This window comes from Providencia rustigianii DSM 4541, assembly GCF_000156395.1.
GTDB classification, from domain to species: domain Bacteria; phylum Pseudomonadota; class Gammaproteobacteria; order Enterobacterales; family Enterobacteriaceae; genus Providencia; species Providencia rustigianii.
Genome location: NZ_GG703817.1, coordinates 790,428 through 803,578, shown reverse-complemented (window position 1 = coordinate 803,578; position 13,151 = coordinate 790,428). Strand labels below are relative to the sequence as shown.

Sequence of the window (13,151 nt, the reverse complement as noted above, 5' to 3'; positions counted from 1 at the left end):
GAGGCTAATGTCATCCCAATTTTTTTACTAACCAAAGACCACTTTGCTTCATGGCATAACCAAATAATACACCCACAATCAGCGACGGGATGGTCAGTTGCCAGTTCCCTTGAGCGGCAAAGGTCGCACAGGCACCAATAAAGGTTCCCGGAATATAAGCCAGCCAAGACTTCTGCGCTTGAAAACACATCACAAAAGCAACGATGGTAGTCACCAAATAGCCAGCAAAATTAGGAAGGTCATGGGTGAGTTTATCGCTATGAATAATTGCTAAACCCCATACAACACCGCTAAGAGCAGTAAATAAAGTAACCAATAATCCTTTGACGCCTTCTTTTGGGTAGGCAAAGTATGCCGTACAGCCTAAGAAGCCCGCCCAGCTAATTAAACCGAATAGGTCGGCGACCCACGCCCAGACACCAGATAGAATCGCAGTGGTTAATGAAAGAGAAAAAAGTAGTTTCACAGTAATCACTTAATAAAAAATTATGCCAACAGATTTTGGAAAGCTGAGCATTGTATAGAGTCACTGAAATGGTTGCAATTATATGATGAATAATTAAAGGGTAGGGATCCATATATAATGAACTAATTGTGCTATTAATTGCATAAATTAGATTTATTTAAAATAAAGATAAAGAATATGAGGTATTGATAATTGAACGTTAAATAAATTAGCACCGACTTGCATCGATGCTAATGACTATGGCAAAAAAAGATATCGGTTAGCTAGAGATTACCAGCCGTAGGCGACACCAGCGCCAATAACCGCGCTATCGGAGTTATTCCATGAAATTGAACTACGCAGATTCAGATTTTGTTTTACCTGATATTGTGCTCCGGCGGCAATGGCTTTTCCATTTTTAAAATTACCCATACCCAAACCAGCACTAAAACGGGTTCCTGAGGTATATGGAATATTGGTCATGGCTGCGACAGCTGCAATACCTGCATTCGCATCACGAGCAGTTTGATTGATTTTACTTTCCAGATGGTCGAATTTAGTGTTTATTTGCTTAAATTGTCGAGTATGGAGATTATTTTGCTTGTCGATTTTATCAAAACGCTCAATGTTGAGCATTTGTTGGTTACGCAAAATTAAATCAGCGTGGGCTTTGCTATTTTTTTCTGCTTCATCGATTGATAGACTAGTTAATTCATCAGTATTTTTTATTTCTGTATTTAACTCTAAGATAGCGGTATTCAATTTTTCTATCTCATCATGATTTTTTCTATACGAAATTTCAATGGCTTCTTTTGTATATTCTTCGTAATCAGCTATCTCTCTATCTGCATATCTTTGACTTCTATTTTCACTATCTTTAGTGTTTTGCGTTAATTTTGATATGGAATCTATTAATTCATTAATATCATTTTCATTTTTCTCATGTTTACTCTTATTAGAGTTAATGTCATTAGTTAAGTCTTCTACAGAGGTTTTAATATTATCAATATACTGTTTATTTTTATTAGTATGGTCTTTATTTACATCTATCATTCTTTGCATTGAGTGTATGAAAGCCCATGATTCATCATCAGTATTAAGAAAGTTAGGGGTGTTATCGGTATATGTGGTATTAACTTCTTTATTATCTAATTCTTGTAAATGGGGTTGAACAATAAATAGTGTAATAGCATCATCAAGAATTGTACTTATATTGATTGGGGTGTTTTTGTTTACAGTGTCATCATTTAATGATATAGCATTATCATCCATTTTAATATTATAACTGTTATCTTCATGCCTATGTTCAGGATAATCATAAGGAGCATTGATTTTCATATTGTAGTCATTGCTAGCGAATGATTGAGAGAATAAAGAGGTAAGGATGATTGTGCTGAGATTACATAATAATATTTTATTTTTCATAACGAAATTTCCATATAACGTGAAAAAATATATAGAGATAATTAATATCAATCTCTATTTATAAGCGGAGAGCGAATAATAAAAAAAATATTTTGCTAGGTAAAATCCGTTTTTTGTTTTAATCAACTCGGAAAAACCGTGTTTGATTCTTATTGATACAATAGGATTGATTCGAGGAATATAAATATTTCTATGCGTGGGCTATTTTTATTATTATTTCAATGGTGTGATTTTTATTTAAATTATGATTATATTTTTAGATGGATATTTAAATTCCAACAGGTATAAATATCCATCTAGGGGGGAATTATTTTTTCACTTTATGCACGATATCAAAATACTTTGTTTTATCATCCTGAGATGGGTAGATGCGATAAGTATATTCTTCTGGCGTTACAGTCACGTTTTCAACAACACGAGTGAATAGTACTTCGCCCTTATCATTTTTTGCTGTCAGTGAACGGTTTTTACCATCTTCACTAAATGACCAATCACCTTGCATTTTAGGTGCGCCTTCAAGGGTTAGCATTTTAAATGTACCATCCGGGTAATATTCAGCTAACCCGAAGAAGTTTGCGACTTGACTGTTTGTCGCTTCTACCCCTTTTTTATCTTGATCTACGGCTTCAGTTGTCACCCAAACTTTGTTGATCATAATGTCTTCATAAGCATTATTTTTCTTTGCACTTATCGCTGATTTTTCAACAGGTGCCGTAGAATTCGCGTGTGCGGTAAATGCAGTAGTCGTCGACATGACGATCAGGGCAGCAATAATCGGTTTTAATTTCATAAGAACCCCATTTATTAAAATTAGAGATATGAGATAACAATTAAGTAGATTCTCATCTTCAATGAAATGGTAGAAAAAGCAAAGTTAATAATTATGACTAATTATTAAAAAAGTCAGTTTCTGTGTGTTTGTGTATGATAAAAAACGTATTGAAGTTCAATAAATATAATAAAAGCAAATGTAATTTTAATGTAACATTTCTATCTAGCGATAAAGAAAAATAAATCTATTTTCATACTACATTTAAGGGTAATTTTAGTTTTATATTTTGCAATAAATCTAATTGTATTAAGTTGAGTAACAATCACTATCTAAGATAGCCAATCCTATTTAGATGGATTTAATTTCATAAATCCTCCATAAACCCCGCTCATCAGTGATTTTTCTGATGATTTCTGATGTATTTTTCACAATATCATGTTATTTTTCTGTGAATTTTTCATATTCAAGCGACTTTGCCATTTTTTGCATCTTTTCTGTGTAAAAAAAGAGCGATACTAATTCACAGAGGCTTGAATAAAAGTAATTGAATTAACAGGATTTTAGAGATGGCAGTAAGAGAAATTATTGAAATTCCAGATGAAAGATTGCGTATTAAATGCGCGCCAGTCACGGATTTCGCCGCAGTACAAACATTAATCGATGATTTAATCGAAACCATGTACAGCACTGACACTGGTATTGGTCTGGCGGCGCCGCAGATCGCAGAAACCAAAGCCATTATGGTGATTGATATTTCTGAAGAGCGTAATCAGCCAATGGTTTTTATTAATCCGGAAATCATTGAGAGTGAAGGGGAGACAAGCTATCAAGAAGGCTGTCTGTCTGTGCCTGATGTTTATGCAGATGTACCCCGTTTTCAACGCGTTAAAGTCAAAGCATTTGACCGTGATGGCAATGAGTTTATTGTTGATAGCGATGAGTTTTTAGCGATTGTGATGCAACATGAAATTGACCACTTGAATGGTAAAGTTTTTATCGACCATTTATCGACGTTGAAACGCAATATGTTACTGAAAAAATTGAAGAAGCAGCAGCGATTAAAACAGCAGTAAGCTCAGGTTAATCCTATCTACTTTGAAGGCTTCCCGAGACGCATTAACTGTGATTCGGGGAGCTAACTGACAGTAAGTATTAAACCCATTCTTTTTATCATACTCAGATAAGCGTCAGGTTAGATTTCCTGACACTTTAAATCCTACTCAAGGGGCTTAATAACCCGTGGAGTGTCGGGTTCATCGAACTGGCCGTAACTATTATTTAATACCTTTTGTTGGTCAAGATGTTTCATTTCTTTACTTAAAAAATTCAAATGATTTTGTAAGTATTCTTTTGTTATTCTTTCATTTTCAATGATCTGGTGTAGTAACTGAATAAAGTCTTCAGTAATGGGTTGGTGCTGCTCGAAATCATGAGTCAATGCAGTGAGATTTTCAACGGCAAGGACATAGTCTGTTTCGCGGGAGATCAGCGTCTCCCATTCCCCGGATTTAGCGAGGGCAACTAAATTTTCACTTAAAATTAAGACATTGCGATATACTTCAAGTAAATAGAGAGGATTTTTATTGTCCACCTGGTTATCTTTCATCCACATTTGCACCGATTTGTTGCCACGCAGAGGCGATATCGGAGAGTAATTGATAAACTTCTTGGACATAAGCCACGTTGTTTTCTAAATTGGCGCGAAGCAACTGCATCGTCATATATTCATACAAACTTGCTAAATTTTCAGCAAGCTCGCCACCTGCCTCATAATTTAGCGATTGTTTTAAGCCTGTGTCAATGATGTCGATCGCTTTTGAGATTTCTTTACCTTTTTCAGCCACATTTCCCTGCTCCATAAAAATCTCTCCCCGCTTAAGGGCACTTAATGCCCCTTTGAACAGGATTTGGATCAGTTGATACGGGGTCGCATTGGTGATTTCACTCTCCAAATTGACCTGCTGATAGGCTTGGTTGGCTTTACGTTGATACATTATGTTTAACCTAAAAGTCTGCCTAATGAATTAGTGGTGCTGTTAAGTGAACTCATCATCTTGTCGAGATTTTGGAACTGTCGACGATGCATATCCATGGTGTTTTCAATTTGTTTATTGGTTTGTTCAATACGTTTATCGAGGCTTTTCTTTTTACGTTGAACACCATCGGTGGCGTTATGCAACGTACCTTCTTTCGTATCTAAGGTCTCTTTTAAAAATTTAAAGTTTTCTGTGGCAAAACCCGTTTCTTTTCCATCACCAGCAAAGAAAGTTTTGACGCTGGATGGGTTATCTTTTAGCGCGGCATCAAGTTTCTTGTTATCAATTTCTAACGTGCCATCAAGCTTTTGCTTGATACCCATTTTGTTTAATAGGTTCAATTCACCACTATTTTGTGGGCTGCGAACATGGGTACGTAAAGTACTTTGTATTACGCGTAAGGTTGAATCTCCAATTAATGGGCCATTAGTTTTATCTGGAGTAGTTCCATTTTTATTTGGTGTATATTTGGTTAACTCTTTCGCGAGATTTTGGAATTCATTATAGGCATCAACCCACGCTTTGATTTTGACCTTAGCCGGTTCGATATCTTCAGAGATAATTAAATGGTCTGCTTTTCCTTCTTCACTCTCTTTTTTCAGGGATAAGGTGAGACCCGGAAACAGATCTTTAGCTTCGTTAGTTTGTGATTCTAATTCAAAACCATCAATGATCAGTTCAGCATTTTGTGGTGGGACTTTTTGCTCCATACCGCTGGTATCTTTATCTTTGATGGTGACATTACCCTTGTCATCAATCACTGATTCTACATTTAAAACTTTAGCTAGCTGATCATCACCCTCAACATTAATGCTTATACGGCTATCGGTTCCGGCTTTTTTAGAGGTCACTACTAAATGGTATTGGTTATCTTTGTCTTTAATAACCGAGGCAGAAACGCCTTTATCAGTTTTATTGATCGCATCGGCAATCTCAATTAATGAGGTACTTCCAGCATCAAGTTTGATGACAATTTTATCTTTGTCTTCTTTTTGTGAAGGCTGAGTTATCGTTATAGTGCGCTCTTTGGCACTATTACCGAGTAACTCTTTATTGTCACTGTGGCCTTTGGTCGCAACCGTTTGTGCTTTAGCAAGTTGTGTAACAGTTACATCATGAACGCCAGCAATGGCTTTACCATCAGTTTTGACATCAAATGATTTATATTCACCATTAACTTTAGTGGTACTAATATCTTCGTACTTTTTAAGATCTTCCGCCGCTTTTTTGAGTTTTTCCAATGAAGATTGCATCTTACCAAATGCACTAATTTGCGCATCATAACTGGCTTTTTGCTGGGTTAATGGATCTAGACGGCGTCTTTCCATTGCCTCTAATTGATCCATCTGTACGTTTAAATCTAAATTAGCCCCGATGCCGAGTGTAGATATACCTGCCATGATCTCTCCTGAATATAAACCCTAAAAATAAAACCTTATGTAGTTCCTTATCGGCGGATTGGGGAAAAATATTAGATCATTCTGATAAATAATGATGGCGGGAGTTAAACCGTAAAAAGCAGGTAATTATGCTTATTGAATCAAAATGATTGCAAAATAATTCATATGTGAAGAATTTTATAAAAATTTAATCCGTAAAAAAACGGATTCCCATGCACTTTCGTTGATGTTTATAAAAAATTTTCATAAAAATGGCTAAAGGGGTTTTGGGTGCCGCCGATAATGTATTTGCTGACAAAAATTATTTAACAGAATACTCGTCATACTTCACGCTGTATCGGTGTTGGCTGCACTCAGTCACCCTAGTCACATACTTCAGTATGCTCCTAGGGATACCTTCGCTAGCCGCCTAGATACAGCCCGAATTATTTAGAGTATTAACACTGTGTAACATACAAAAAATAGGAATACATCATGGCACAAGTCATTAATACTAACATTCTTTCTCTGACTACTCAGAACAACTTAAACCGTTCACAAGGCGTATTAGGTTCAGCAATTGAGCGTTTATCTTCTGGTTCACGTATCAACAGCGCAAAAGATGATGCAGCGGGTCAAGCAATTGCTAACCGTTTCACAGCAAACATCAAAGGTTTAAGCCAAGCTTCACGTAACGCAAACGACGGTATTTCTATCGCGCAAACAACTGAAGGCGCGTTGAACGAAATCAACGATAACTTACAACGCATTCGTGAGCTGACTGTTCAAGCAAAAAATGGTTCTAACTCTAATTCAGATATTAGTTCAATCCAAAACGAAGTCACTGAGCGTTTAGCTGAAATCAACCGTATCTCAGAACAAACTCAGTTTAACGGTGTTAAAGTTCTGAGCGGCGAAAAAACTGAAATGAGTATCCAAGTGGGTACTAACGATAAAGAAGTTATCAAATTCAGCTTAGATAAAACAGATAACGACACTTTAGGTGTTTCTAGCGATAAACTGTTTGAAGCAACTCCAGCTGGTATTAAAGGTGTTACTGCTAAAGGTACAGCAGATGTTACTGCTGATAAAGTAGGCGTTACAGGTGGTACGACTTATAAAACTGGTTTAACAGTTAAAGAGTATACTGTTGATGGTGTGGCTGTTGCAGGTAAATATATCGCTTCTGAAGGTGGTAAAGACTATTTAGTATCTAATTCAGACTTTGAAGTTGATGGTACAACAGCAACTCAAGTTAACTTAAAAGCTGGAGCTAAAGAGTTTACTCCAAGTGCAGGCAAAGATATGCCTGCTGGATTAGAAGTTAAAGACGACGCTCTGGCAACTTTAGACAAAGCTATCAACACTGTTGATGAAAGCCGTTCTAAATTAGGTGCGATTCAAAACCGTTTCCAATCTACTATCAACAACCTGAACAACTCTGTTAACAACCTGAGCGCAGCACGTAGCCGTATCCAAGATGCTGACTTCGCGACAGAAGTTTCTAACATGAGCCGTGGTCAGATTCTGCAACAAGCGGGTACTGCTGTGTTGGCGCAAGCTAACCAGGTTCCGCAGGGTGTTTTAAGCCTGTTACGTTAATTTAGATTTTTATAGTTTATTGAAGGCCAGCATTGCTGGCCTTTTTCATGCCCGTCATTCTTCGCGCTGCAACGTCGTTGACTTCAGTCGCTCACCCGAATCACGTACCAATGTACGCTCATCGGGATAATCTCCTTCGTCGCCTAGCTGCAACACGAATTATTTAGGGCGTGCTTTGGTATTGTTAAGGTCAAGGGCAAAAAATTAAAAAATGCACGCATTCATTAATTTTATTTAGGATAAAGAGAATAACGGCTAATTTAGTGTCTTACTCTGCGGATTGAAATTACGCGTAACACAGATAATGACTACCTTTAGTTAAAACTTGAAGGGTGATTCAGGTTGTGAGTGATTTATATACTGCCGAAGGTGTCATTAATAAAAATAGCCTATGGGAGCGTTATTACCCTCTAATACGCCATGAAGCCCTGAAACTGCAAGTCCGACTTCCTGCCAGTGTAGATATCGATGACCTAATCCAAGCGGGTGGCATCGGTTTACTTCATGCATTAGAACGTTTCGATGCTTCATTAGGTGCCTCTTTTGCGACTTATGCCGTACAGCGTATTCGCGGCTCCATGCTGGACGAATTACGCAGTCGCGACTGGGTTCCCCGTAGCGTGCGCCGTCAAGCTCGTGAAATGACCAAAGCCATTGGTGAACTTGAGCAAAAACTTGGACGCAGTGCTAGCGAGCCAGAGATTGCTCAGTCATTAGATATTGAGTTGTCGGAATACCGTCAAGTGCTCCTCGATACCAATAACAGCCAACTGTTTTCCTACGATGAATGGCATGAGATCCATGGGGAAAGCTGCGAGCCGTCAATGGATGAAGACGATGGGGGCAACCCACTGAGTTTATTGATGGAATCGAGTTTGCGTGACCAAATCATGGGGGCGATAGAGCAACTACCAGAACGCGAAATGCTGGTGTTGACGCTGTATTACCAAGAAGAACTGAACTTGAAAGAGATTGGGGCGGTTTTGGAGGTGGGGGAGTCGAGGGTCAGTCAATTACACAGCCAGGCTATTAAGCGGTTGCGCTCTAAGTTGAAATCGTAGCTCGTCATACTTCGAACCACAGCGTTGTTGGCTGCTCTCAGCTACCCGAATCACATACTTATGTATGCTCATCGGGATATCTTCGCTTGCCGCCTAGCCGTGATTCGAATTATTTAGAGCTATGGTTGGGTAAGGCCAAAAAGAAAAATTCAAAATTATCTAAGTTTTAACTTTGCGTTCCTTGGAATTAGCGTATTCGCCGCCTTGCCACAACGCGAATTATTTAGAGCTATGCTTGGGTAAGGTTAAAAGAAAAATTAAAAAACAAAAAATAAATGAAGTGACGCAATAATGAAATGACACAATGAAGTTGAACACTTTAAAAACTAGCTTTTTACTTTTTCGATAAACTGCTTGGCGGAAATATGCCAAATATGGGGGATGGGAGTAAAGCCTAGCTTGGGGTAGGTGTTTTGTGAGTCGGGGGTGGAGCGAAAAATAATCTGGCACTCTGGGGGGAGTTCTTCAGCGGTCAGGCGCAATAAATGCTTGCCAACACCTTGGTGAAGATACTCAGTATCTACCGCAATTTCAGAGATATAGCAGCAAAAACTAAAATCCGTGATCCCACGGGCAAATCCCACTAATTGCTCATCCACCCATGCACTAATCAACAAATCTGCATTATTTAACATCGAATCTAGCAGTGCCAAATTATCCGAAGGAACCAGCGTATCCAGCGGAGATTGGTTGATCAAATTTAGAAAATCATCCACAGAAATGGAGTGATTCACTTTATAGATAATCTGACTGTTCGCCGTCTCCATCACATTCCCTCTAAAATAAACATCGCTTATATAGGTTTAGCTCGAAATTGAGAAAATTGCCTGTTTTTCGCTGTGTTTTTATAGGAGGAAATAAGGGAGTTGTTCATCAAACTATTTCCATGGTTATTTTGTTGAAATTAGATAGCCACAATGACGTTTATTTTGACGAATTTTGTTATTTAAATAGTGAACATGATTTTGTATAAATAGTCACTATGGTGACTGTAGCAATTCAATCAATTGATTTTATAATTAGTTAAATGTAACCAATTGAAAAATAAAGTAACATAAAATTAAAAATAGATATTATGTGCCGATGGGTTCTAGGGGAATATAATGCAGCATTATATTTCGTGATAGGTATCCATATGTTTAAAAAGGTTATTTTTGTATTTTTTCTTGGTTTTTCTTCTTTCGGTTGTACCACGGACTTGTCATTTAAAGAAAAGTCACCCGCTGATCGCCTATATAATGAAAACTACCAAGGCATCGACACACTGCAAGAAGAACAAAAATTTAAATTTGACCCCAAATTGAAAATTGCACAGAAAGATCAAAGTTATCAATATTTATTAGAACAGCGGGATGAAGAGCAAAAATCGATTTTTAATCAAATCCGTCCTTGTGATATTAACCCTACAGCAGCAGGGTGCCCGGGGCATTTATCGTGGATGAATGACCCAAAAGAAATTCGCTCCATGCTAGAGCAACAGCTCAAAAATGAATAAGTAATATTGAAATTAGTCGATATCAGGGCGCTCATTGAGCGCCTGATTTTTTTGTACGAATTAAATTATGCGCCTTCAGGGAACGTCAGAGTCGCTCCCGGTGCTTCACGACTTAAATGAATAAAATTCAAATGCTTTTCATACTGGTCGAGAATATCGCTGATCACCTGCTCTTTGGTGTAATCCATTAAGTCATTGGCTTGGGTGCCTTCCCATAGATAGGTTTCAAGTCGGTAATAATGAGATTTACCCGAGCGCGCACGGTAAGTGAAGCTTGGAACAGTGTAACGACGTGGCCAAATTTGATAGATAAAACTCTGCTCCTCAGCCAGATCGACCACTAACTCTAAATGATTAAGTCGCTCGTCTTCAGGAAGTGGATGAATAGTAAATTCCACCTGTGCACCGCGTAGCTCTAACTCTTTGGCAACATCTTGCATGGCAGGAATACACACTAAATCCAACATTCGCCGCGTATAGGTTGTTCCGGGGAAATTCATCACCCGACCTAAGCGCTGTTTCCATTTAATCGGCTCATTACCATACAGCGGAGCTGGTGCGTTGGTATTAATCGCACTAACACGACGGAAATCCTCAAATCTCAGCGACTTATATAACCCCGCCATCACAAAGAAAATCACAAAGCTAAAGGGTAGCCCCATAATCACCGTGGTATTTTGCAGGGCAGAAACCCCATCAGTCATTAACATTCCTAGAGTCAATAAACCGATGGCAACCGACCAGAAAACCCGCAGCCAATTAGGTGAATCACTGTTTATATCGCTCAGTTTTGAGGTGAAATTCCCCAGCACCAGCGAGCCTGAATCCGCTGAAGTGACATAGAAAAGTAGCCCAGTAATTGTGGCGACCGAAGCTGTGAATCCAAAACCGGGATATAACGCTAATAGGGAATAAAATCCTTTTTCAGGTGCTTCTAATACAGTTTGCGCTAATGCTTTATTGCCGTGAATAATTTCATATAACGCGCTGTTTCCGAAAATAGACAGCCACAGCAAAGTGAATACGAAAGGAATAATCAGTGTACCAATCACAAACTGGCGAATGGTGCGACCTCGGGATATTCGAGCCAAAAATAACCCAACAAACGGTGACCATGCCACCCACCACGCCCAGAAAAACAGTGTCCAGCTATTCATCCAATCTGTGGGGCGATCAAATGCAAAGCTGTTCAGGGTCATCCCCATAAAACGATTAATATAATCCCCAACATTCAGCACTAAGGCATTAAGTAGGAATTCGGTATCGCCGACAAATAAGATAAATAAAATCAATCCTAGCGCCAGTAATACATTCAATTCAGACAAAATACGGATGCCTTTATTCACGCCAGAGGTAGCTGAAATCACAGCCATCACTACCGAGAGGAAAATCAAGCCTCCCTGAACCGTGAGTCCTTGAGGAAAGTCGAACAGAACTTTTAACCCATAATTGAGTTGCACCACACCAATTCCCAACGTCGTGGCGATACCAAAAATGGTGCCTAATACGGCGGCAATATCCACGGTATGACCAATGGGTCCATTAATCCGATTACCAAAAATGGGATACAACGCTGAGCGAATGGTGAGTGGCAGATTATAACGATAACTAAAATAGCCCAGTGCAATGCCCATCAAGGCATACATTGACCAGCCCGTTAGTCCATAGTGAAACAGTGTCCACACCATCGACTGACGAGCCGCTTCAAGGGTTTCACCTTCACCAGTTGGCGGTAGCATATATTGAGTTACGGGTTCCGCAACGGAGAAAAACATTAAATCAATACCAATCCCTGCGGCGAATAACATGGCAGACCAACTGAGCATGCTGAATTCTGGTTTGGATTGCTCAGGCCCTAGCTTGATATTTCCAAAGCGTGACGTGGCGATAAAAATCACGAATACGATGTATAAAGTGGCGGCTAATAAATAGTACCAACCAAAGGTTTTAGAGACCCATCCTAGCGCAGTCACAATCCACTGATTCGCGGTATCAGTCATTAGGATGGTAAAAAAAGAAAACGCTAAAATTAGCGCGGCGGAGGTAAAAAAAACAACAGAATTAAGTTTGTCTTTCTGCTCATTCTTGGGACTTTTTGAATTTGTCATTGGCAGTTCCACAATTTTATCCATATGAAAATTTAAAGTTTATTTCTTCTCTAACGTATTGAATTATTAGCGAAGATTTAAAATTTCACGGGTATCTCCTCGATGTGTTTGTGAATTTATTGTTATAAACAATAGTTAATATTGATTGAACATTCAATTAAAAAAACGTTTAATAAATGGGTTCAGTGGTTTTTTTAGGTCCCCATGCCATGCCAAAAATTGGAATACAATCGATACGTAAACAGCAGTTAATCCAAGCCACTTTAGCGGTCATTAACGAAGTAGGAATGCAGGAAGCCAGTTTTGTGTTAATCGCACGCAAAGCCGGTGTTTCTACTGGAATCATCAGCCATTACTTTCGTGACAAAAATGGTTTATTGGAAGCGACTATGCGTCATATTCAATACCAGTTGGGATTTGGTATCGCTATGCGCCTAAGAATGCTGACGGGTGAGGATCCAAAACGCCGTATTCAAGCGATTGTTGAAGGTAATTTTGATCCGATACAAATCAGTGACGCTGCGATGAAAACATGGTTAGCCTTCTGGGCTAGCAGTATGCATCAGCCTAATTTGAATCGTTTACAACATGTCAATGATCGCCGCTTATATTCCAATCTCAGCTATGAGTTTGGGCGTGTATTGAATAAATCAGATGCCCGACGTGCAGCCAAAGGTTTGGCCGCATTGATTGATGGCTTATGGTTACGCAGTGCATTGAGTCGAGAGGTTTTTCCGGTTGAAGAAGCGTTGAGCATTACCAACGAGTATATCGATATGCAACTTAATCGAGCAGGGGACAAGACCACCTAATAGCAATTCATAGGAG

General features: G+C 38.8%; 13 protein-coding genes. 5 read left to right on the top strand and 8 right to left on the bottom strand.

Features of this window, described 5'->3' with window-relative positions; all coding sequences use genetic code 11:
* Window positions 1-10 precede the first annotated feature (10 nt).
* From PROVRUST_RS03860 to PROVRUST_RS03850, 3 genes are all read right to left on the bottom strand, one after another.
* Entirely contained in the window at window positions 11-466 is a 456-nt protein-coding gene (locus PROVRUST_RS03860) for a DUF1097 domain-containing protein (protein WP_039854234.1), read from the bottom strand.
* 270 nt (window positions 467-736) lie between these two features.
* Window positions 737-1,870, bottom strand: a complete 1,134-nt coding sequence (locus tag PROVRUST_RS19535; protein WP_050767590.1) for a YadA C-terminal domain-containing protein — start codon at window positions 1,868-1,870, stop codon at window positions 737-739.
* A gap of 307 nt (window positions 1,871-2,177) precedes the next feature.
* Window positions 2,178-2,660 carry a DUF4822 domain-containing protein gene (locus tag PROVRUST_RS03850; protein ID WP_006813393.1) on the bottom strand — a complete coding sequence of 161 codons (483 nt, stop codon included), beginning with the start codon at window positions 2,658-2,660 and terminating at the stop codon, window positions 2,178-2,180.
* A gap of 548 nt (window positions 2,661-3,208) precedes the next feature.
* Between PROVRUST_RS03850 and def the strand changes: the two genes are divergently transcribed.
* On the top strand, window positions 3,209-3,715 hold the full coding sequence (gene def, locus PROVRUST_RS03845) for a peptide deformylase (RefSeq protein ID WP_006813392.1): 507 nt from the start codon (window positions 3,209-3,211) through the stop codon (window positions 3,713-3,715).
* 143 nt (window positions 3,716-3,858) lie between these two features.
* Here the strand turns inward: def and fliT are convergent, their stop codons facing one another.
* The 3 genes from fliT to fliD are packed head-to-tail and all read right to left on the bottom strand — an operon-like array spanning window position 3,859 to window position 6,078.
* The gene (fliT, locus tag PROVRUST_RS03840; RefSeq protein WP_006813391.1) at window positions 3,859-4,248 is read right to left on the bottom strand and encodes a flagellar protein FliT; all 390 of its coding nucleotides are present in this window, start codon (window positions 4,246-4,248) and stop codon (window positions 3,859-3,861) included.
* Entirely contained in the window at window positions 4,238-4,636 is a 399-nt protein-coding gene (gene fliS / locus PROVRUST_RS03835; protein ID WP_006813390.1) for a flagellar export chaperone FliS, read from the bottom strand. Before fliS ends, fliT begins: the two co-directional genes overlap by 11 nt.
* 5 nt (window positions 4,637-4,641) lie before the next feature.
* Window positions 4,642-6,078, bottom strand: coding sequence for a flagellar filament capping protein FliD (gene fliD, locus PROVRUST_RS03830; RefSeq protein WP_006813389.1), 1,437 nt, complete (start codon window positions 6,076-6,078; stop codon window positions 4,642-4,644).
* Window positions 6,079-6,552: 474 nt separating this feature from the next.
* On the opposite strand from fliD, the gene PROVRUST_RS03825 reads away from it, so the two are divergent.
* Window positions 6,553-7,659: a FliC/FljB family flagellin gene (locus PROVRUST_RS03825; protein WP_006813388.1), complete on the top strand. Its 1,107-nt coding sequence runs from the start codon at window positions 6,553-6,555 to the stop codon at window positions 7,657-7,659.
* Window positions 7,660-8,003: 344 nt separating this feature from the next.
* Window positions 8,004-8,720 (top strand): RNA polymerase sigma factor FliA, encoded by a 717-nt coding sequence (locus PROVRUST_RS03820; protein WP_039854233.1) that lies wholly within the window; start codon window positions 8,004-8,006, stop codon window positions 8,718-8,720.
* A 326-nt stretch (window positions 8,721-9,046) separates the two neighbouring features.
* On the opposite strand, the gene PROVRUST_RS03815 is transcribed toward PROVRUST_RS03820, so the two are convergent.
* Window positions 9,047-9,487: a GNAT family N-acetyltransferase gene (locus PROVRUST_RS03815; protein ID WP_006813386.1), complete on the bottom strand. Its 441-nt coding sequence runs from the start codon at window positions 9,485-9,487 to the stop codon at window positions 9,047-9,049.
* Between the two features lie 368 nt (window positions 9,488-9,855).
* On the opposite strand from PROVRUST_RS03815, the gene PROVRUST_RS03810 reads away from it, so the two are divergent.
* The gene (locus PROVRUST_RS03810; protein ID WP_039854231.1) at window positions 9,856-10,215 is read left to right on the top strand and encodes a hypothetical protein; all 360 of its coding nucleotides are present in this window, start codon (window positions 9,856-9,858) and stop codon (window positions 10,213-10,215) included.
* Between the two features lie 65 nt (window positions 10,216-10,280).
* Here PROVRUST_RS03810 and PROVRUST_RS03805 read toward each other — a convergent pair whose 3' ends face one another.
* Window positions 10,281-12,323 carry a choline transporter gene (locus PROVRUST_RS03805; RefSeq protein WP_039854432.1) on the bottom strand — a complete coding sequence of 681 codons (2,043 nt, stop codon included), beginning with the start codon at window positions 12,321-12,323 and terminating at the stop codon, window positions 10,281-10,283.
* A 209-nt stretch (window positions 12,324-12,532) separates the two neighbouring features.
* Here PROVRUST_RS03805 and betI point away from each other — a divergent pair, with 209 nt between their 5' ends.
* A complete protein-coding gene (gene betI / locus PROVRUST_RS03800) occupies window positions 12,533-13,135 on the top strand; it encodes a transcriptional regulator BetI (RefSeq protein WP_039854431.1) in 603 nt (200 codons plus the stop codon).
* The last annotated feature ends 16 nt before the right edge of the window (window positions 13,136-13,151 follow it).

Coding starts and splice junctions, on each gene's coding strand:
- PROVRUST_RS19535 (WP_050767590.1), bottom strand. CDS start 1,870: ATGAAAAATAAAATATTATTATGTAATCTCAGCACAATCATCCTTACC.
- PROVRUST_RS03850 (WP_006813393.1), bottom strand. CDS start 2,660: ATGAAATTAAAACCGATTATTGCTGCCCTGATCGTCATGTCGACGACT.
- def (WP_006813392.1), top strand. CDS start 3,209: ATGGCAGTAAGAGAAATTATTGAAATTCCAGATGAAAGATTGCGTATT.
- fliT (WP_006813391.1), bottom strand. CDS start 4,248: ATGAAAGATAACCAGGTGGACAATAAAAATCCTCTCTATTTACTTGAA.
- fliS (WP_006813390.1), bottom strand. CDS start 4,636: ATGTATCAACGTAAAGCCAACCAAGCCTATCAGCAGGTCAATTTGGAG.
- fliD (WP_006813389.1), bottom strand. CDS start 6,078: ATGGCAGGTATATCTACACTCGGCATCGGGGCTAATTTAGATTTAAAC.
- PROVRUST_RS03825 (WP_006813388.1), top strand. CDS start 6,553: ATGGCACAAGTCATTAATACTAACATTCTTTCTCTGACTACTCAGAAC.
- PROVRUST_RS03815 (WP_006813386.1), bottom strand. CDS start 9,487: ATGGAGACGGCGAACAGTCAGATTATCTATAAAGTGAATCACTCCATT.
- PROVRUST_RS03810 (WP_039854231.1), top strand. CDS start 9,856: ATGTTTAAAAAGGTTATTTTTGTATTTTTTCTTGGTTTTTCTTCTTTC.
- PROVRUST_RS03805 (WP_039854432.1), bottom strand. CDS start 12,323: ATGACAAATTCAAAAAGTCCCAAGAATGAGCAGAAAGACAAACTTAAT.
- betI (WP_039854431.1), top strand. CDS start 12,533: ATGCCAAAAATTGGAATACAATCGATACGTAAACAGCAGTTAATCCAA.